22 protein-coding genes, 1 tRNA gene and 2 riboswitches are annotated in these 19951 nt (G+C 43.6%); of the genes, 17 read left to right on the plus strand and 6 right to left on the minus strand.

What is annotated here, in order from left to right; all coding sequences use genetic code 11:
* The first annotated feature begins 251 nt into the window (after nt 1-251).
* The 4 genes from D1155_RS02655 to D1155_RS02670 all read left to right on the plus strand — a co-directional run bounded on the left by D1155_RS02655 (nt 252) and on the right by D1155_RS02670 (nt 3213).
* Nucleotides 252-1484 carry a dynamin family protein gene (locus tag D1155_RS02655; protein WP_160200872.1) on the plus strand — a complete coding sequence of 411 codons (1233 nt, stop codon included), beginning with the start codon at nt 252-254 and terminating at the stop codon, nt 1482-1484.
* A gap of 27 nt (nt 1485-1511) precedes the next feature.
* Nucleotides 1512-1587: transfer RNA gene (locus D1155_RS02660), tRNA-Ala, on the plus strand.
* A 198-nt stretch (nt 1588-1785) separates the two neighbouring features.
* The gene (locus tag D1155_RS02665; protein ID WP_160200873.1) at nt 1786-2223 is read left to right on the plus strand and encodes a hypothetical protein; all 438 of its coding nucleotides are present in this window, start codon (nt 1786-1788) and stop codon (nt 2221-2223) included.
* Between the two features lie 113 nt (nt 2224-2336).
* Nucleotides 2337-2426: riboswitch (glycine riboswitch) on the plus strand.
* A 139-nt stretch (nt 2427-2565) separates the two neighbouring features.
* Nucleotides 2566-3213 (plus strand): TRIC cation channel family protein, encoded by a 648-nt coding sequence (locus D1155_RS02670; RefSeq protein ID WP_160200874.1) that lies wholly within the window; start codon nt 2566-2568, stop codon nt 3211-3213.
* 52 nt (nt 3214-3265) lie between these two features.
* On the opposite strand, the gene D1155_RS02675 is transcribed toward D1155_RS02670, so the two are convergent.
* The 4 genes from D1155_RS02675 to D1155_RS02690 all read right to left on the minus strand — a co-directional run bounded on the left by D1155_RS02675 (nt 3266) and on the right by D1155_RS02690 (nt 6413).
* On the minus strand, nt 3266-4177 hold the full coding sequence (locus D1155_RS02675; RefSeq protein WP_160200875.1) for a PfkB family carbohydrate kinase: 912 nt from the start codon (nt 4175-4177) through the stop codon (nt 3266-3268).
* A 45-nt stretch (nt 4178-4222) separates the two neighbouring features.
* Nucleotides 4223-4930 (minus strand): 4Fe-4S binding protein, encoded by a 708-nt coding sequence (locus D1155_RS02680; RefSeq protein WP_160200876.1) that lies wholly within the window; start codon nt 4928-4930, stop codon nt 4223-4225.
* Between the two features lie 189 nt (nt 4931-5119).
* A complete protein-coding gene (locus tag D1155_RS02685) occupies nt 5120-5530 on the minus strand; it encodes a C-GCAxxG-C-C family protein (RefSeq protein WP_160200877.1) in 411 nt (136 codons plus the stop codon).
* A 10-nt stretch (nt 5531-5540) separates the two neighbouring features.
* Nucleotides 5541-6413 (minus strand): 2-oxo acid dehydrogenase subunit E2, encoded by an 873-nt coding sequence (locus D1155_RS02690; protein ID WP_160200878.1) that lies wholly within the window; start codon nt 6411-6413, stop codon nt 5541-5543.
* Nucleotides 6414-6532: 119 nt separating this feature from the next.
* On the opposite strand from D1155_RS02690, the gene D1155_RS02695 reads away from it, so the two are divergent.
* Nucleotides 6533-7645 carry a HutD family protein gene (locus D1155_RS02695; RefSeq protein ID WP_160200879.1) on the plus strand — a complete coding sequence of 371 codons (1113 nt, stop codon included), beginning with the start codon at nt 6533-6535 and terminating at the stop codon, nt 7643-7645.
* Nucleotides 7646-7718: 73 nt separating this feature from the next.
* Here the strand turns inward: D1155_RS02695 and D1155_RS02700 are convergent, their stop codons facing one another.
* Entirely contained in the window at nt 7719-9686 is a 1968-nt protein-coding gene (locus tag D1155_RS02700; RefSeq protein ID WP_160200880.1) for a bifunctional UDP-sugar hydrolase/5'-nucleotidase, read from the minus strand.
* A gap of 36 nt (nt 9687-9722) precedes the next feature.
* On the minus strand, nt 9723-10754 hold the full coding sequence (locus D1155_RS02705) for a beta-eliminating lyase-related protein (protein WP_160200881.1): 1032 nt from the start codon (nt 10752-10754) through the stop codon (nt 9723-9725).
* A 265-nt stretch (nt 10755-11019) separates the two neighbouring features.
* Nucleotides 11020-11099, plus strand: a riboswitch (cyclic di-GMP riboswitch).
* A gap of 123 nt (nt 11100-11222) precedes the next feature.
* Between D1155_RS02705 and D1155_RS02710 the strand changes: the two genes are divergently transcribed.
* From D1155_RS02710 to D1155_RS02765, 12 genes are all read left to right on the plus strand, one after another.
* Entirely contained in the window at nt 11223-12260 is a 1038-nt protein-coding gene (locus tag D1155_RS02710; RefSeq protein ID WP_160200882.1) for an Ig-like domain-containing protein, read from the plus strand.
* Nucleotides 12261-12614: 354 nt separating this feature from the next.
* Nucleotides 12615-12866 (plus strand): hypothetical protein, encoded by a 252-nt coding sequence (locus D1155_RS02715; RefSeq protein ID WP_160200883.1) that lies wholly within the window; start codon nt 12615-12617, stop codon nt 12864-12866.
* Complete coding sequence (locus D1155_RS02720; RefSeq protein ID WP_279261398.1) at nt 12859-13662, plus strand: phage replisome organizer N-terminal domain-containing protein; 804 nt, start codon at nt 12859-12861, stop codon at nt 13660-13662. The genes D1155_RS02715 and D1155_RS02720 overlap by 8 nt, the downstream gene beginning before the upstream one ends.
* Before the next feature lie 18 nt (nt 13663-13680).
* The gene (locus D1155_RS02725) at nt 13681-14418 is read left to right on the plus strand and encodes an HNH endonuclease (RefSeq protein WP_160200885.1); all 738 of its coding nucleotides are present in this window, start codon (nt 13681-13683) and stop codon (nt 14416-14418) included.
* Between the two features lie 37 nt (nt 14419-14455).
* On the plus strand, nt 14456-14905 hold the full coding sequence (locus tag D1155_RS02730; RefSeq protein ID WP_160200886.1) for a hypothetical protein: 450 nt from the start codon (nt 14456-14458) through the stop codon (nt 14903-14905).
* Nucleotides 14906-14943: 38 nt separating this feature from the next.
* The gene (locus D1155_RS02735; protein WP_160200887.1) at nt 14944-15714 is read left to right on the plus strand and encodes an AAA family ATPase; all 771 of its coding nucleotides are present in this window, start codon (nt 14944-14946) and stop codon (nt 15712-15714) included.
* A gap of 72 nt (nt 15715-15786) precedes the next feature.
* On the plus strand, nt 15787-16788 hold the full coding sequence (locus D1155_RS02740; protein ID WP_160200888.1) for a ParB/RepB/Spo0J family partition protein: 1002 nt from the start codon (nt 15787-15789) through the stop codon (nt 16786-16788).
* Nucleotides 16789-17007: 219 nt separating this feature from the next.
* Nucleotides 17008-17169, plus strand: coding sequence for a hypothetical protein (locus tag D1155_RS02745; protein ID WP_160200889.1), 162 nt, complete (start codon nt 17008-17010; stop codon nt 17167-17169).
* Between the two features lie 16 nt (nt 17170-17185).
* Entirely contained in the window at nt 17186-17491 is a 306-nt protein-coding gene (locus tag D1155_RS02750) for a hypothetical protein (RefSeq protein ID WP_160200890.1), read from the plus strand.
* 77 nt (nt 17492-17568) lie between these two features.
* Nucleotides 17569-17889, plus strand: coding sequence for a hypothetical protein (locus D1155_RS02755; RefSeq protein ID WP_160200891.1), 321 nt, complete (start codon nt 17569-17571; stop codon nt 17887-17889).
* Complete coding sequence (locus tag D1155_RS02760; RefSeq protein ID WP_160200892.1) at nt 17856-18857, plus strand: hypothetical protein; 1002 nt, start codon at nt 17856-17858, stop codon at nt 18855-18857. The genes D1155_RS02755 and D1155_RS02760 overlap by 34 nt, the downstream gene beginning before the upstream one ends.
* On the plus strand, nt 18850-19680 hold the full coding sequence (locus D1155_RS02765; protein WP_160200893.1) for a ParB/RepB/Spo0J family partition protein: 831 nt from the start codon (nt 18850-18852) through the stop codon (nt 19678-19680). Before D1155_RS02760 ends, D1155_RS02765 begins: the two co-directional genes overlap by 8 nt.
* The last annotated feature ends 271 nt before the right edge of the window (nt 19681-19951 follow it).

Consider the following 19951-nt stretch of genomic DNA (forward strand, 5'->3'; position numbering starts at 1 on the left):
AGTGCTTTTCTGGAACAGACAAAACTGACAGCTTTTTAGATTTTTGTCAGTTCTGTCAGGATTTCAGCCTATTAGGATGGCTTTTTTCACGATTTGCTGACAAAATTCTGTATGCTGCTATCATTTGTCAGTATTGATGGTTCGTGATACTTTTCGCGCGTTTGCCGTGTCTATGCGCCGGTTTGTATTGCACTGCATAATTTCCTGTGATATACTGAAAAAGTCAGTAATTTATTAGGAGAAACATTTTAATGAGCGGAAAAGTTTTAGAGCAAAGTCAGAGCGTATATGAACTGCTTGCAGCGGATGGAGCCTGCAGCGGGCAGGCGAAAGAAGTGCGGACTTTAATTGATAAATTGCAAAAAAGAGATATGACGGTATCGATCATCGGTCAGTTTAAGAGAGGAAAGAGCAGCCTTTCCAATGCGATTTTGGGGGCTGAGATTTTGCCTGTCGGCATTGTACCTATTACATCGGCTGTTACTCGTGTTGTTTATGGAGATAAAGGGTGTGAGGTGCATTTTCAAAATGGCGTGGTGACACCGATTGAGTTTGAAGAGCTTTCAGCATTTATTAGCGAGCAGGAAAATGCGGATAACAGGTTAGGAGTGGATTCGGTGATTTTGCGTACGCCATCGGAGTTTCTCAAAGATGGTTTAACCTTTGTGGATACGCCTGGCGTTGGTTCTTTTCATAAAAATAACACGGAAACGGCATATCACTACATGAAGGAAAGTGATGCGGTGATTTTCCTGCTGTCAGTGGACAGTCCCATTAATCAGATTGAGATTGATTTTCTGCAGAGTACCAAAGAATTTGCAGGGAAATTTTATTTTGCTGTAAATAAGATTGATGTGGTTGGAGAAGCGGATTTACAGGCTTATGTGCAGTACTGCCAGAAACTTCTCTGTCAGCTGATGGGTGTTGACTCTGTAGCAATGTTTCCTGTCAGCGCTAAAACGGGTGCTGGCGTAGAGGAATTGAAAACCTCCATTGCTGAGGACTGCCTGAAAAATGTCGGAGAGATTCTGGAGGAGTCCGCAGCCAAGAAACTGAAAGATTTGATTTCCAGAACGTTGAATCAGCTGGATTTTTACTGGAAAGCTATGAACATGGAATACAAGGAGCTTGATGATTGTTTTGAGCAAATCCATGAGACCGTTCAGGCATGCAGAACAAAAGCTGCAGCAACGGAAGGCTTTTATGAACTGCATTTAAACGAAATCAAGATACAGCTGTCGGCGAAGGTATTGGAGCTGTTTGGCATGGAGTATCAATATGAGATTGAAGAATTGCCGGCAGGAATTGTGGTAATGAGTAAAGACGACTTCTTGCGTGAGGTCGATACGCTATGCAATGATTTGAATACAACTTTGAGTGACATTTTGCTTTATAGGGAAGAAAATGCTTATGCAGTTGTGCGCAGAATCAATGCGATTAACAGACTAGGTCGGAGTTTGCGCAGAATCAGAGAGGAATTATAAGAATTAAGGGAGATATCTCCCTTTTATGGGCCCGTAGCTCAGCTGGGAGAGCGCTGCGTTCGCAACGCAGAGGCCGTGGGTTCAATCCCCATCGGGTCCACCATAGAAGATTGAATTACGTCGGAGACAAGCGCTTCGGCGTTTTATATACATTGTGAGATGAATTGGGGGTCATAGAAATTCTGTAAAAGGGTGCAAACATTTTCAGAAAATCTTGGGAATTGTAGAGTAACCGTCTTTATGCTATAATAAAAATCCAACGTAAGACTTAGTTGCATGACAGGAGAAGGGAAGCATTATAATGACAGAAGAAACTAGGATGATTTTGGACAAATTAGAGAGGATGGAAGAGAAATTAAACAGTCTTGATAATAAAGTGACATATCTCGACGAGAAGGTATCGTGTCTTGACGAGAAGGTGACGTGCCTTGACGAGAAGGTGACGTGCCTTGACGAGAAGGTGACGTGCCTCGACGAGAAGGTATCGGACCTTGACGAAAAGGTGACGTGTCTCGACACAAGAGTTTCGGAGATGGACGAAAGATTTACTAAGGATATCCGAGAGATTAAAATCACATTGGAAAGAGAAGTAAACAGAAATATAGCAGTTATAGCAGAGGGGCATTTGAGCTTGGATAGAAAACTCGATGAAGCTTTGAAAGTAAACCAGGAAAGAGAAATGCTGCTTCTTCGTGTAAATCGTTTGGAAACAGAACTTTTAAAGAGAAGAGAACATTAAACCAGAGATTCTGAAGACAGTGCCCTCCTTTTTACAGGCATTCGCACATATTCTGGTGAGGAAAATCCCCGTTGACAAGCATTTTTTTTATATGGTATACTTTGTTTATCTGGATGATGGAATCGGGAGAGCGCATGGGCTTAAGGCTAGCGCCGTGCCGCCGAAGGGGCAAAACTCTCAGGCAACAGGACCGTTTCCGGACAGACCTCTGGAAAGTGTAAAAAGAAACCACCGATGAAGCAACTCTGCCCGTGAAGGGGCGGAAGAATCTTTCAGGTAAAAAGACAGAGTGTAATATTCTATCTCATTTACTCATGCAAGATACGCTTGGAGGTGGTTTTTGTGTCTGCATATATTTCTTTTATTCTCGAAATTATTGGAACTGTTGCTTTTTCTGTTTCTGGCGCCATGACCGGTATTCGCAAGGGCATGGACATTTTAGGCATTTCTATCTTAGGTCTTACTACAGCAGTGGGCGGTGGTGTGATTCGCGACTTAATCTTAGGGATTACACCGCCAAAGACATTTCAGAATCCAATTTATGCTATCGTAGCGATAGGAACGGCATTAATTGTCTGCACTCCTTGGATGCAAAGGCTCTTTTCTAAAAGGCAGAATTATTATGATTTGATAATGCTTTGGATGGATTCTGTGGGTCTGGGCATTTTTACTGTTGTAGGAATCGAAACAGCTTATAGTGTTTCTACAGATTTTAGTTTGTTTCTGATGATTTTTGTCGGAGCGGTGACAGGTGTTGGGGGAGGTGTGCTCCGCGATGTTATGGCACAGGATCCGCCTTATATCTTCGTAAAGCATTTTTATGCCAGCGCTTCTCTGATTGGTGCAGTGATTTGCTCTTTGATGTGGGAGCCCTTTGGGCAGGGCGTATCAATTATCGCAGGAGTTGTCATTGTTTTGGTGCTGCGGCTTCTGGCTGCAAAGTTCAGATGGAGTCTGCCGAAACCGGGTGTCGGTACAAGCGACAGGTAATGTGGAATATAAAGGAGCTGTCTAATTGTAATCAAGACAGCTTCGCTTTTTATTACAGGATTCCGCCTGCTTTGAACTCTTCATCGGATAGGACGCCGCCTTTGTTGGATACCACCAGAGAGGAGGCAGCGTTAGCCTTTGCGATAGCATCGTACATGGAAAGTCCCATGGAAAGCCCTGCCATCACTGCGCCGCAGTGACCGTCGCCAGCACCGATGGTGTCAACGATTTTTTCGGCAGGCACCGGTGCTACGTGTACAAGACCCTCGCCGCCTGCAGTTCCATCGAAATAGTAAGCGCCGTTGGCACCGTTGGTAATGATGATGGTATTTTGCGTTTTTTTATGTAATACCGCGGCAGCATCGGAAATAGCAACACAGCCAGTATAACGACAAATTTCGTCCTCGTTTAAGTGGAGTATTGGGCGTAGTGCAAAAATTCGTTCCATTAATGCATCGTCAATGAGACAGATTCGAGGACCGGGTGCGTAGAACACCGGCAGCCCGCTGGTTTCTAGAAAATCTACGATAGTGCTGCCTGTCTTATCTTCTATTTCTAGACCGCAGATGTAGGCACACTGTAGCTTTGACAGATTCAGCATGTCAAACCACTCTTTGTAAAAGAGATACTCTGCGCCATGGTCTACAATAAAGGTTCGCTCGCCGCTTTCTTCCACAAAGCAGTAGCAGCATCCATTTGCCATATCCGGCGTTGGCATAGGTGAAGCCAGTCCTTTTGAGGCCAGCTGATTGCGGACGAAATCTCCGTAAAGTCCTGTACCCACTGGAGAAAACAGTGTGTAAGGCACGCCGAAATGACGAATCATGTCCGCTACGTTGTGTGCGCAGCCGCCCAGAGACATGGATTGCGATTTAACGTGGACATCCTGTGCCGTAGTGGGCAGAAAGTCCAGATTGATGATGATATCGGCAACTGTAGAGCCGATGACTAAAATCTTTTTCACTTGCGGATAACTCCATATTAACTAAAACTTCGCTGTAACTTCGTTTTATAGTATATCACCTTCTGCAGAAATCGTCACTACCTGATATGGAAGAAATTTTCCGCTGGCAGAAATCGCACGGGAAACCGCAGTCTCAAGTCCGCCGCAGCAAGGGACCTCCATACGGAGCACTGAGACCGAGGAGATGTTGTTGCGCCGCAGGACTTCACTGAGCTTCTCGCTGTAATCTACACCATCCAGCTTTGGACAGCCAATCAGCGTTACGCGACCTGTCATAAACTGCTCGTGGAATTTTGCGTAAGCATAGGCGGTGCAGTCTGCCGCAATCAGAAGATTTGCTTTGTCAAAATATGGTGCGGAAAGAGGTGCCAACTTTATCTGTACTGGCCAGTTTGTCAGTTTTGAAGCAGCGGATTTGCTGTTGCCCGCAGAAGCACTGTCTGTATCAGTGCCGCCGCCTGCGCAATCTCCCTGACAGCTTGCCTGCAGGTTTTGCAGTTCGATTGCCAGTTTTTTTGTCATCATGTTTGCTTTCACTGCTTCCTCATCATAGGCAGCGGCTTCGCGCTCCACAAAGGTGATTGCGTTCGTTGGACATGTGGGAAGACAGTCGCCAAGACCGTCACAGTAGTCGTCGCGCAGCAGTTTGGCTTTTCCGCCAACCATGCCGATTGCGCCTTCGTGACAAGCAGCGGCACAAGCCCCGCAGCCGTTGCACTTCTCACTGTCTATTTGAATAATTTTACGAATCATATTTGTTTCCTCCTTAATGATGGAATTTGGATTATACGTGCCTAATGACATGAATTTAATGTTGTGTTCATACCACGTGAGTCGAATCTTAAAACCTGCGTAATTTTGGGAATTATCGTGAGATATTCCTCAAAAAAAGAACAGGCAGCAAAAGAGAATTGCATTGCCTGTAAAATTCGTGAAAAAAGTTTATTCCATGTTGTCAAAAAGCAGCTCATCCAAAATTGCAGCAGCATCTTCGATGCAGCCATCGCAGCTTCTAAGAGGGATGCCGCCGTCAAGTCCTTTGAGTTCACGGCAGATGACAGACTGGTTTTTGGCAGTAAACATTTCGGTCGCTTTTTTCATCAGCTTATAACAGTTTACTTTTGTCTTGGGATTATCCAATTCGCCGTCGGATTCTTTCATGCCGATGACCATCGCCATGGCGGAAACTGCGCCGCACGTACCGCGGGTGCTCATTCCGTTTCCAAAGGCTTCTGCCAGCTTAAAGATTGTCTTTGTGTCACAGTCCAAGGTATCCGCAAAGGCACAGACTACAGCTTGGGCACAGTTGAATTTTTTGTGGTGCAGATTTACTGCGAGTTCTTTTCTGTTCATGTCGCTCTCTCTATTTTACAATGAATTTTGTGTATTTTTCCTTTAAATTCGGGTCGGGAGTGATGGACTGAGGTTTTTCTTCTAAAAGCTCAGGGTGACCTGCATAGCGTTTGAATTCGCGGAAACACCTCGCGTAGTAATAGCCGGATTCTACTCTATCATCAGCAGAAACCTTGATTGGAAGCACTTTGCGCTCTTCGATGACCTCGCCGACCTTAAAAAGTCTTTTTTCAGGCTGACCCATGGCGATAAAGATACCTGTTGTGCCGAAATCGTAAATATGATGGTAGACGGCTTTCAGGCGAATAGACGCCAGATTGGTAATGAAGAGGGATGTATGGAACGGACTGGCATCTACAATGCTGAAAGGCAGAGAAAAATGCTTGTCCCACCATTTTAGAACGCCGACAACGCCGCCGACCAAAAAGGGAATTCGCATGACACCGCGAAGTAGCATATCGGTAGCATTATTGATACCGGCGCTTTTATTCAACTCGATAGCTTCTGCCAGTTTTCTGTTTACTTCGAAGATATCATCGTCTAAATTAAAATAAATTTTCGTCACAGTTTCTTCGGTATTATTATTCTTCAGTGTGGTGAAGGATACGCAGAAGTGGTTTCTGGCATAAATTCGCTTGTTGCAGACGAAACGGTTTAAATTGGGGTACTGAGACACCAATCTGAGATAAGCGGCAAGGATGACGCTCATATGGTCCATCTTAACTCCACTTGCGCGGCATTTGTTTATATAGCTGTGAATAGGCTCGAGATCCAGCTCCAGGTCGATGTAGTTGACTGCGTCATATCGCTTGGGCATAATGTAAGGCGTAATCTCATAAAACGGGTCGCAGCCCGAAAGTCTGTATCCGTCAGATCGTTTCATTTCTAAATCTCCAATCGAAAAAAATACTCAATCACTGTAGCATTATACTATAAAAAGGTTGTGAAATCAAGAAAGGAGCGGTATAATTAAGAATATCTTAATGAACCGGGAAGAAAAATATGGAATACAAGATTTATAAAGAAACGGATTTTAACAAATCGAACTGGACCGGTGGAACGACTACACAGCTGGCGATTTTCCCACAGGAATCCAGATACCTGGAAAGGAACTTTATTTGGCGTTTGTCCAGTGCGACGTGTGACTTAGAAGAAACGACCTTTTCTAAGCTTGCGGACTATGACCGGGTGTTGATGGTTCTTTCGGGAAACGCAGTGCTTGCCCATCAGGATGTGCGGGTGGCAAGGCTGCAGCCCTTTGAACAGGATCGCTTTGACGGTGCATATACGACTAAGAGCTTTGGCAAAATCACAGACTACAATCTGATGGTTAAAAAAGGAAATGAAGGCTTCTTAGATGTTATTATGGCGGAAGAGCAAAGTAAACCGCTGGATCGGGACTCCTATCCATCTTTCGAGCGCTATACGACAGCGCTATATTGCACTGAGGGTTTTGCAGCAGTGACTGTCTGCGGAGAAACCCTAATGCTTACTGCGGGGCAGCAGCTTGTGATCAACGACGAGAATCGGAATCCGGCGGAAGTTTCAGTGATGGGAGACGGCACTCTGATTCGGGCGCAGATATTCTACGACTATCATCTGGAGGAGATGGCGGCTACGGTGATTCCGAGGGAAAGAGTTTCCTTTGACGATTTTAAGACCTGCATTTATTTGTCCAACGTGCAGTTCCGCGGTGCCAAATATATTATAAAGAGTTTAAAAAATCAATGGTTTGATGAAGAACTTTCCAAGGCAATTCGGAAGCTGGAACAGTTTTATATTCCTTTCATTATTACGACTTTAGGGTTTTGCGCGATTCTGGGCATAGGATACAACAGATTTGATACGGTACTGCAATGGGTACTGGCACTGGTTGGCTGGTTTTTGGCAGATATTTTACTCGTATCACCGCTGCTTTATCTTATGGTTGTTCCAAAGCCTGCAAGAAAGCACATTAAGGATGTAGCAAATCTGACACCGTATGAGAAAAGGGTGCGGGAGAGGGAACTTTCTACCAATGAAAGAATGGATAAGCTCATGAAAAGGTATAAGACAGCAGGAATGCAGCGTTACGATAAAAATGGAAACGCATATATGATAGAGAAGGACGACTAGTGATGAGAAAAACGGCATGCCGCAGGAGGGTTCCTGTCTGGCATGCCGTTTTGAATTGCAGTTCGATTTTTATTTACTTTACAGTTACTTTCTTTGTTGTGATTTTACCGTAAATCTTTTCGCCCATTACATAAGTATACGGCGTAACTTTTACAGTGTATTTGCCTTTTGCCAGTTTCTTTGTGGTAAAGGATTTTGAGGTCTTGCTTAAGGAAGAAACTTTCTTGCCTTTTGCATTGTAAACGTGATAATAAAAGCCGCTTGCGTTGCTGTTTCCGCTGATTTTTACCGTGATTTTGGAAGTCTTCTTGGAAGCGGTCGCTGATTTAATCTTTGTGGTGCGGGCAAGAGCTGCCTTGTATGCCTTGATTGCATCCTTGCCGGCTTTTTCGATGGAAGCGGCAATATCTTTGGAGTTGTAAGCCTTGATTATACCGATTCTGCCTTCTGGCTTTGCATAAGTCTGACCGATTTTACCGCCTAAATCTTTTTCAAGATACTGAACCAGCGCTAGCGCGTCGGTGATGGATTCTTTGGTTACTTCCTTTGCACCTTTGAACATGGTGAAACCGTCGCCTTCCTGGGTAAGGATGTAAAGGCTGGAAGCTACGGTGTAGGTTTTAGCAGGATCAATTGCTTCACCGCCGACTTTCACGTTGGTGACTCTTCTTGCACCGCTTACTTCTACGAACATGCCGTTGTCATCAGTTACCACTGTGGAAGGGATGGTGGTATCGATATCGTAAGTCAGACCGGATACCTGCAGGAACCCGCCGCTTTCGGAAGGTGCGGATTTTGCGCCGTGTTCCAGTGCGTCAAGAATCTGCTGACCGGTAGCCTCGATAACGCCTAGCTGATTGCTCCAAGGGTTTACTGTGATGAGACTGCCATAGGTAACTTCGCCTTTTTTGATGGCTGCGCGAACGCCGCCTCCCTGAACCAGACCGATATCCGCACCAGTTACAGCGCGGTATGCATCAGCACAGAAGTTTCCGGCAGGGGCTTCCTGATTTCTTACCATTCTGTTGCCGTCAGCGTCATAGTCGTCTACATCGACTTCACAGGTGCCGATGACTTTCTCGGTTACAGCCTTCAGATTAGCGTTAATACCGCTGATAACAGCAGCTACAGCGCTGTCCTTTTTGGTATAGCCGGAAACCAGAGAAGCGGAAATTTGTCCGTCGGTCTTGATGATGACTTCGCCGATATAGGAAATTCCGGTGCCTGTCTGAGTTAGAATGACTTCTTTTCCGTCTTTTGCTTTGACTTTAGTATCTTGGATTACACTGTGGGAATGACCATCAATCATAACGTCGATTCCGCTGGTGTTAGCGATGACGTTTTCTGAAGTCCAAGGATTTTCGCTTTCACCGATACCAAGGTGAGCTACTGCAATGACATAGTCTGCGCCAGCTGCTTTAGCATCATCTACGGCATTTTGTACAGCATCATAAAGGTCTTTTCCATTGTTGCCGTCGCAGAAGCTGTAGATGTAGTTGCCATTTTCATCCTGAAAGAAAACAGGCGTGGATTTGGTGATAGACTCCGGCGTAGAAATGCCGACGAAAGCGACTTTTTTGTCGCCGTAGGTTTTCATTTCGTAAGGCTTGAATACCGATTTGCCGTCAGAACCCAGGAAATTTGCACTGATATAGGTGGCATTTGCCTTGGATACCAGCGTCAGGAATGTGTCCATGCCAAAGTCAAACTCGTGGTTACCCGGAATTGCGATATCGTAACCTGCCGCATTCATAATATCAATAATATAATCGCCTTTGGAAAGGGCACCGATGACATCACCCTGAATAGCATCACCTGCGTCAACTAGGGTTACATAGTCGGTTTCCAGAAGCTTGTCAGCCTTATAGGCGGCAACACCTGCAAAACCAAGATTTCCCTCTACATTGCAGTGGGTATCGTTGGTATGGAGAATGACGATATCTCCGGTTTTTGCCTCTGCTGCAAAAGCTGTCGCTGGCATCATTACTGTGATGAGACACAAGGACAGTAAAACAGCAAAAAGTTTTTTACTTTTTTTCATGGGAACGACTCCTTTCGTAATTTATGAAACTCAGGTTTAGAATTTTTTTAGCGCATTTAAGAATGCGTCTACGTCTTCTTCAGTTGTGCCCCAGGAGGTTACCAGCCTGATGACACGCTTGCCTTCTCCGGCAGCAGCCCAATCATAGAAGAAAAATTCTTTTTCCAGTTCTCTGACCATTTCGGTTGGAAAGATTGGGAAAATTTGATTGGTAGTAGAAGTGCCGTCGAATTCATAGCCGCAGGCAGCAATTCCTTCGCGCAGTTTCTTTGCCATAGCATTTTCGTGAGCGCCGATTTGGAAGAAAAGGCTGTTTTCGCCGCCTTCCAAAAGTGCTTCAAACTGCACGCCGATGAGTCTTCCTTTTGCCAGCATGCCGCAGTTTTGCTTAATCATCCAGCGGTAGTGATCGTTGATGTTTTCATCAAAGATAACAACAGCTTCGCCAAGGAGCAGACCGTTTTTTGTGCCGCCGATGTAAAAGGCATCAGTCAGTCTTGCGATATCCTGGATGGTAAGGTCGGTATCCTCACAGGTGAGACCGGCACCGAGTCTGGCGCCGTCCAGTCCGAGGTACATGTCGTGGGCATCACAGCATTTGCGGAGAGCCTCCAGCTCTGCTTTAGTGTAAACGGTACCGCTTTCGGTGGTGTGGGAAATGTATGCCATCTTAGGAACGACAGTGTGGTCATCCTCATATTCCAGCCATGCGTTGTCGATGAGTTCCGGCGTCAGCTTGCCGTCAACGCCGTCGACAGTCAGCACTCTATGTCCTGTAGCCTCCACCGCACCGCACTCGTGAGAGTAAATATGGGCAGCTCTGGTTGCAACGACAGCTTCCCAGGGCTTCAGTGCTGCAGCGATGGTGATGACATTGGTAGGGGTTCCGCCTACCATCATGTGAACTTCACAGTCCGCTCTGCCGATTAAATCTTTAATCATCTGTGCAGCGCTTTCGCTGTGTGGATCAAGGGCGTACCCGTCAGTATGTTCTAAATTGGTAGCAATCAGTGCATCCAGAATTTTTGGATGAGCGCCCTGACTGTAATCACTTCTGAAAAAAATCATGGGTTTGTTCCTCCTAGTCGGTAAGTTTTATCACGATAAAATATTCTAAATCCATTATAAAATATTTTCGGGGAGAATTCACTAGATTTTGGAAAAAATTTTGCAACTATATTCTGAAGTGAATATTTGGTTAGAATATATTTAAAATATAATGATAATTACTGTTGGAATATAAGTGTATAGCCTAAGAATAAAGTGGGAAAATTTATAAAAATATAACCTCGAGCTATTGACAAACAGGGATAGATATGCTAACCTTAAATCGTAATTTTAAAGGCAAAATCGTTGTGAAGCGATGACGCAAAGCTATAGGGCCTTGTAAAGCCAAGGCAGCCAGTTGCACCTTACAGTGAATAAAACTGTTTTATTGGAACACTATAGCCTGATGCGTTGCGCACAAGGCTATTTTATTTTAAAATAAATTGTGATAAAATGATAAATGCAATAATTGGAAAGGATGAAAAAACGATGAAAAAGATTAGATTTTTAGCATTGACACTGTGCCTGGCACTGGTTGTTTGTATGGCAGGCAGCAGCTTTGTATTTGCTGGAGCAGAAGCGTCTCTGAAAGCACCGTCTTCTGTTAAGGCGATTTCCTCAGGAACAACAACTGTGAAGGTTTCATGGAGTAAGGTCAGTGGAGCTGAGAAATATCAGGTTTACCGCTATTACAGCAGTTCTAAAAGCTGGAAGAGAGTCCGCACTACAGCAAATGCGACAGCTTCTTTTACGGGGCTTACAAAGAACACCACTTACAAATTTAAGGTACGCGCTGTTTCCGGCGACAGTAAATCGGATTACAGCAATGTAGTTTCTGCTAAGACTGGCGTTGTAACGAAGATTTCGCTGGACAGAAAAACCAAGCCGCTGTACGGCACTGCATCTTTTACACTGAAGGCAACAGTAACTGCGAAAGCGCCGTCAAAGACAGTGACATGGACAAGTTCAGACAAGAGCATCGCAACGGTCAGCTCTTCCGGAAAGGTAACCGCAAAGGGAAAAGGAACCGTTAAGATTACAGCAAAAGCACATAATGGCGCTACCGCAAGCTGTCTGGTGACAGTAGGAACGGAATTCGACCAGACTTATCAAAAAGAAATGCTGCGCCTTGTTAACAATCTGAGAAAAGAAAAAGGTCTCAAACCGCTGCAGTACGCTTACAGCATTCAGGCGGCATCAGATTTGCGGGCACAGGAAGCCTGGGCCAATAAAGACATGGGGCATATGAGATATACAAAAAAAGGAACTGAAGGCGATTTCGATTCTGTTTATACGGACTTAGGATTGAAGCTCTCTTACCGGGGCACAGCTGAAAATCTGGCATGGCGTACAGATTCTTACAGTGATGCAAAAGCTGCGGCACAGGTGTATTTTAATCAGTGGAAAAATTCTAAGTATCACCTTGCCAATATGTTACATAAAAATGCGAAATCTATGGCAGTTTCTTATCACTATCAGAGCGGAAGAACTTTTGCTGCTGCTTCTGCGCAGCTTTTCCTGATGTAACTTGGATAGAAGTTTTGACTTGTGAGCCACCCTCCGGTGGCTCTTTTTTTGTGAAAAATTTATGAAAAATAACCTGAAAACAGGTGGAATATATAATTAGGTTAGAAAATTTTTCTGACCTATTTTTTTTATATTGAAATTCCAACGTTTTATGAACCTGATTTTCTTTGGTTTATAGAGGCGATGCAAAAATACGGGTTAAAATCCGTTGGGATTTTTAGAGGCTATGGACATTTGTCCGACATAGTAATAATAAAAGAAATAGAAATAGAAATAGAAATAGTCAAAGAAAGAGGGAGAGAGTATGAGAAACTGTATAGTTAAATTTGTTCATGTTGGAAAGGAGGAAGAATAATGGCAAGCAAGCTGTGGACAGATGCTAATAGAGAAAACCTGGAATTTCTGTTGCAGGAGGGCTATCAGGTCCCTAAAATATCAAAGCTGATTGGCATTTCTCCGGCAACGATCTATAGCGAACTGCGAATGACGCTCACGGAAGATGAATATGCAGATAGACGCTTTACTAAATATACAGCAGAGAGAGCTTGGCAGCAGGAGCGGGCAAGCAGGAGCGGAAAGGTGGTATCTGTACATGAAAATGAATGATCAGTGTGAAGGATGTTCGGCAACAAAGTATTGGTATTTTCGATTTTCCAAAAACTTTTTTAATGATATCGGTATTATTAAAATGGAGAGTTTGATTGGTGGTTATGAGTACCTTGTGATCTTGCTTAAGCTATATGCTCTCTCAACCGAACACGGAGGTGTCTTGAGCTTACCAGCAACGCCATCTGGTGGTTTGGATGTAGCGTTATTGTCGGAAATCCTGCGGCATAAAGTACTGGCAGTAGGAAGTGCGATAGAATATTTTATTGATCATGGATTTATGAAATTGGTATCTGAGCCGGAAACGGAACAGACATATTTGCATTTCCCGGAAGTTAAATATAATACTGGACAATCCAGCAAGGACGCAGATCGGAAGAGAATAGAGAGACAGAAGAAGACAGAAGCGGCTACATTGCCTGAACCTGCAAAGGAAAGCGAAAAGCAGGGAAAGGATTATGGGGAATTTAGGAATGTATTTCTTACGAATGAGGAATACCGAAAATTTTCAAATCGGTATGAAAATGCAAAAGTGGTTATTGAAAAGCTTTCTATTTGGAAAGCAAAGCGTAATAAATCTGCATCGTCGAATGATTATGCCTATTTATTGAGCTTTGCTGAAACAGACGGTATTTTGAAGCAGAGCGAAAAAGAAAAACAAATGATTACTTATGAGAGATATAAAAGAGAGGCTTTGCTGGGTTATCCACCGCCGCAGGACGTAAGGGATATCCTTACGGAGATGCAGTGGAAAGAACTTAACGAACTTGCAGAGAAGAACTTTGATAAATCATAAGACAAGAGGGATTAATACATGTGTAGAGAAGAGATGGCACGGCATCCTCTTGAGGGGAAGACGATATATGGATGGGAAGTCTTGAATTACGAAGGAAGCCGTAATAATAAAAGTTATTATTGGTGCAAATGCAAATGCTGTGGTCAGCTGTATTTGCGACGGGCAGATAAATTACTTGCTGGCAGGACAAAACGCTGCGGTGAATGTGCAAAGGAAAAAGTAATGTATGAAGGAGAGGGGAAAGAGAAAATGAATGGACCGATTATACCGAAGAAGATGCGAGAAAATGCGCATGGGAGGTTTGAAGGCCATTGCGCTTATTGTGGCAAGCAAATTAAATATAGTGAAATGGAAATTGACTTTTTACTGCCGGTTAAGTATGGTGGAAAGATTGAAATTGAAAATTTATTACCGAGCTGCAGGGTATGCAACCGCTATCGCAAAAATCGAAAATTAGAACAGTTCCGTTCCAGCTTGGAGCTGATACCGAAGACATTAACTAGGGATAGCGGAGCGTATCGAATTGCAAAGCAATATAACATCATTCAGGATGTCTCCAAGCCAAGTGTACAATTCTGGTTTGAAGAGAAAAAGCATCAGGAGCGGGAGCAGACTTTTGTCAAGGAGTCTATACTCAATGCAATGAATACGATTTCTGCGTTTTGTAAAAGCCATGATTGTGATGGCTGTCCGATGGAAATAAACTGCAGTCATCAATTGGAACCTAAGGACTGGATATCCGATGAAAACTTGTGAGACATAAAATGTGAGGGGAGGCCGCCAGGAAAGCAAAATGAGGACAAAAAGAACAAAATTTAACGGGACTGTTTTACAGTCGAACATATTTAACTCTTGCTACTACGCCCTGAGAAGCTATCCGTTTTTGCAAAAAGTGCAAGTAAACCTTTGTGAAATAGATGCATATGGCTACAGGCAAAGCTTTATCGACAAGATACATGAGAAAGTGGATATTGAAAAGCAAATCTCTGTAATGGACGAGGCATTTGCAACTGTGCCAGATAAATATATCGATGCGGTAAAATACTGCCTTTTTACAAAAGACAGCAAAGCTGTACAGCAAGATACTGTTGTCTATACATATGGGGTGGATTATGCGGAAGTGTGCGTTTGGCTGGACAAGCTGATATATCAGTATGCAGTATTGTCAGGGTGGCCAGTACCTCAACGGGTGGAAGAAATTACACTGCTGATTTATGAGGATGGAACTATAGAGTTAGGATAGGGATAAGAGAAATGAATAATGAATTGGAGGAACGAAACATGAAGAAGGAAGCGCAGATTATTGCATTAGCAAATCAGAAAGGTGGCGTTGGGAAGACAACCACATGCCATGTACTGGCTTACGGGTTGGCAGATCAGGGCTGCAAAGTATTGACCATTGACACAGATCCACAATGCAATCTCACGGAAAGTTTCAACCTGGACGGCGACATGGAGGGGACTGTTTACCAGCTTTTCCGCAGAGAAAAGGAAGTGGAAGACTGCATTTGTCGGATCAATGCGAATATTGATCTTTTACCAGGCAGCCTGTCCATGGCAGGATCAGATATGGAGTTTTCTTTTGCCGGCAGAGAGTATTTGTTGAAGGAAGCGCTGGAGCCAATCAAGGAAGACTACGATTTTATCTTGGTTGATACGCCGCCCACATTGGGTATTATCACCATCAACACATTGGCGGTAGCTGACGGGATTGTTATACCGGTCAAGGCATCGAAGTATTCCGTACAAGGGTTATCGCAGCTACTTCAAACTATCCGACTGGTACAAGGATATTACAACAAAAATCTTGCGATAACCGGAGTTTTGGTTACGCAACATGAAGGACGCAGCAACATACGTAAAGGCATCAAGGCTGCGCTGGACAAGCTGATGGATGCGCAGGGCATCAGGGTATTTGACAGTGTGATTCGGAACGGCGTTGCAATCGAAGAAGCGCAATACCGGCAGACAAACCCGCTTACAGAACGACCAAAGGCATCAGTGACGGAAGATTATAGGGCATTTGTAGCAGAGTTCTTGCAAAATATTTGAGGATGTGAAAGAGAATTTGGGTAGAGCGATTAACAACCGAGAGTAAACCCTAGTAGTTAGGAGGAGTTTTGTATGGGAAGAAGAAATGAATTTGATCCATCCGCATTGGAGAGCCTTTTTCCGGAAGCGGCTAAGGATAAGAAAGAGGAAGGCAGCAGTGTAACAGACATACTGCTTGATGACATTCTGCCGTTTCACACGGGTGGAAGCCACCCATTTGAAGTGGTGGATGATGATGACATGCGTGACCTTGAAGATGATATACGTGAAAACGGACAATTGGAACCGATTATTGTCCGGAAAGATGTGAACCTGGCAGGAAGATACGAGGCAATCACCGGTCACAGGAGAATGTTTGTAGCAAGAAAACTGGGACTCGATAAGATCAAAGCAACCATCGTAGATTATAATGACGAACAAGCTACCAGACTGATGGTCGTCTCCAATTTACAAAAGAGGTCCGTTATCAAACCATCGACCAAGGCAAAGGCATATGCTTTGTATATGGAGGTTAATAAAAGGCAGGGAGAGCGAGCAGATTTAACTTCGTGCCCACTGGGCACGAAGTTACGTACCGATGATCAGGCGGCAGAAGAGTTTCAGGAAAGTGCCAGAAACATTCAACGTTACATACGGCTTAATGAACTCATTCTTCCGCTGCTTGGCATGGTAGACGCGAAAGAAATCAAGTTTAGAGTCGGCGTGGAACTGTCCTATCTGGATAAGAAAGATCAGAAAAACTTGCTGGAGTATATGCAGGAAACCGGATATATGCCATCACTGGAAGAAGCGACGGAAATTAAAAAGCATTATAAAAATGGTGGAACGGTAGATGCAGTATATCTTGACCAGTTAACTGGAAGGGACAGTAAAGTGACCGGGGCAGAGACAGAACTAAAAGCACCAAAAGCGAAGAAGTTAAAAATCAACGAGCGCTTTGTTACGGAGTATCTTCCGGAACCCATGCGAAAGCTGAATGTGGAAAGAAAAAGGGCATATACGCAGGCGGCGCTGATTATGTATAACAATTATTTAGCAGAGCATCCGGAAGAACAGAAAGAATGGGAAGATTGAGTCAACCCCATAGAAGGGGGGCAGGAATGAATAACGTTTTGATGATGCCATTGCAGGAAAATATACCTGAACCAAAGCATAAGGACTGGAAACCGGCGGTGTGCCCCGTGTGTGGCGCACCTTGCTGGGAATCCGCGCAAGCCAGAATTTTAATACGAAAGATGCCAGGCATACTTAAGGCTTGCACAAATTGCGCGCTGAAAGGACAAGGAGAATGAAATGAGTCAACCTATGAGAACTTGTGGAGAATGTCACCACTTACAAAAATATCATGAAAATGTGTATGTTTGTCCTAAAAAGAAAAACACCATTCCAAAGAAAAAACTCAGCGTAACAACCAATTGCCCAAACTGGGAGGCTGCACAAAAATCAAAAAAATAGAGGCGGTGTTACATCTATGTCAATAAAAGAGATAATACAACATTTAAAAGAATTACTATATCAGGTTGAGTACAGCATTACAGAAGCGAAGTGCGAGGAGCGAGATGCCATAGATGTACTGCCTGATAATTTAAAAACAAAAGAGGCTTTAGAAGCAAGCATAAATGCTTTGAATTTTTTAGATTCCCTAGATGGCAATAAAATACTCATTGCTCAAATTTTACGAGGTCCACAATTCACACAAAATGAACTGGATAACGCATTCAAAGAATTTATTGATAACATTTATGGGAAGAAATACACATTTCGTAGAAAATTGTAGATTAATGCCGGCTGATTTCGCAGCCGAATGGCGAGGGCGTTGATCGCTACGGAGAGAAATAATGAAAGGAAAGCGAAATGAATAGAGAATTAAAATTAGGCGTAAGAGACACGACGAAGATTGAAGCTGCAGTTGGAACTTGCTATGATATCTTTGGTGGAGATGAAGATTTTGAGAATCGGCCGCAGGAAGCAGAGGAAATTGCAAAGATGGTGCTGGTAGACATGGCGGGACTTGGAATTAAAGGAAGTCACTTTACCTTATATGATGACTGGGAGAGACCGGAAGCGTTGAATACCATCTTGCGCGTATGCAGCCGATATGGCATCAATCTGACGCTGATGCGGCGGGATAAAGACGGCACATGGCAGCCGGAAGAGAAGAACTTTTGGGGGTAGACGTGATGGACAATATTGATTTACTTTGCGAAAAGCCGAATGATACGCTAACTTTTACTAATCCGTTGTACTTCAAGAAGGATCAGCGAGATAGCATTCACGAAATGCTGGAATTAAGCAGACACGATATTGTAATGAAGATACATCCCACAAAGAATTATTTGCATTCTAACCTTGTGCAAAACTACAATTATTGTTACAGTAATTGTGAGACGTTGGACGAGGAGGAAAAGAGGTTGAGGATTAAAATACATCCCAAAAGCAAATTTGCAAAGATAGAAAAAAAGAATCGGCGATATGATAAGGTAACGGCGAGAGATGGCATAAAAGCGAATTGTATTGATGACTGTAGCGCTTGTTGTAACACGCTGTTTTTCATCACAGAAAATGAATTCTTTTTTATCATAGCCTGGCTGATTATGAATGGAAAAGTGGGAGAGTTGCCTGTCATATATATGAATGCGATGAAACAGGCTGCGTATGTGGCGGAAAATCACCCTGTCATGGCAGAATCCATCCAGGATAGTTATACGGCGCTTCAGAAGCGGTTTTATAACCTCGATGCAACCGTTATTTTACTCGAAAGTTGCCCATTCCTGGACGAAAGAGGCAAATGCATATGTTATGAAGCCAGACCGAATTTATGCAGACGTTATGGAGTTACCGATAGCTGCATGAGAAGAGTGAATCCAGCTCATCCATCATATAACGAGATTCTTTTAGAAAATATTTTTCTTATTAAGGATGGGCGCTATTACATGCGGCAGGCAAGACCGATTTACTTTTTTGCAGAGAGATATTTGTCTCCGGATGTAGTGCAGGAAACGGTTAATATAGTGGAAAGGTTCGTTACTGAATCGGAAACTGCTTTTTTAGACTATGTCAGAGATGAGACATTTTACATATTTGAGTATAAAGATGGGGTGTATAAGCCCCAAAGTATGATCAAAGAGGTAGAGAATGTGTGAGGAAATCAGACAAATACCGATTACGGATATCAGGCCATTTGGCGGCGATTACGGCAAATCCTATTTTCATATGCAGCAGGAGAAAGTTGAAGAGCTGGCAGACTCTATCAAATCTGTCGGCGTGCTGGTGCCGCTGACTGTCAGAGCAGATGCAAGTGGGAAAGCAAAGTATGAGCTCATTGCTGGGAAGACCAGGCTCACTGCAGCAGAACGAGTTGGTCTTGAAACCGTGCCTTGCGTAATCAGGCAACTTGATGACGCTGCGGCATTGTGCCTTTATGGCGAGAGCAACCGTTACAGGGAAGATATCACGATTACGGAAAAAGCGTTCATGATGAGGTATGCAGATGAGTATGCTGAAAAATGCAAAACGGACCCGCGGGTCCGAAATGCAATTTTTGATGAATCAGAGGAACGCCAGTTGCGAAGATATATCCGGCTGACATATTTATCCTTGGGAATGAGGCAGCTGGTGGATGTGAGAAAAGTAAGCATTAAAGCAGGTTGTGAGATTTCCTATTTACCACTGGATGTGCAGGATCGAATCGTTTACATACTGAGTGGCGAGCAGACGGTGTTGAGTTTGGAGGCGGCGGAAAAGATACGTAATTTGTATGATCGGAAATATAAGCCTTTTGGGAAGACAATGAATACTAAGGAGCTTAGTGACATGATTTATACTATGCAGCCAGAACGCAATAGGAAGGCACATTTGACAGTAGATAAAGGAATTATCAAAATGCTGCCGCCGGAATATCAGAGTAAAAAAGCATATGAGATGCTTGTAGAAAATCTATTGAAAAATTTCTCGGAAAACTTTTAAAAAAGGGCTTGACAAAATAAATTTAGCAAAAAAACGTACAATGTACCTGACGGGGCGGTAAAAAGGTGATAATATGGTAGCGTGCTTTCCTGGCACATGTTTCATGCTCCCTTTTGCCACTGTCTCACAGGTGAAAGGGAGTTTTTAATAAAAGATGATAATAGTCACTGCACAATTTTAATAGATGAGGTGTTCAAAGCTCTTGATAATCTTGTAGCAAGTGGGCGATACCAGGAATGAAATACACAAAAGAAGCAAGTGCACATGTAAT

This window comes from Anaerotruncus sp. 80 (assembly GCF_009936115.1).
Taxonomy (GTDB): domain Bacteria; phylum Bacillota; class Clostridia; order Peptostreptococcales; family Anaerovoracaceae; genus Senimuribacter; species Senimuribacter intestinalis.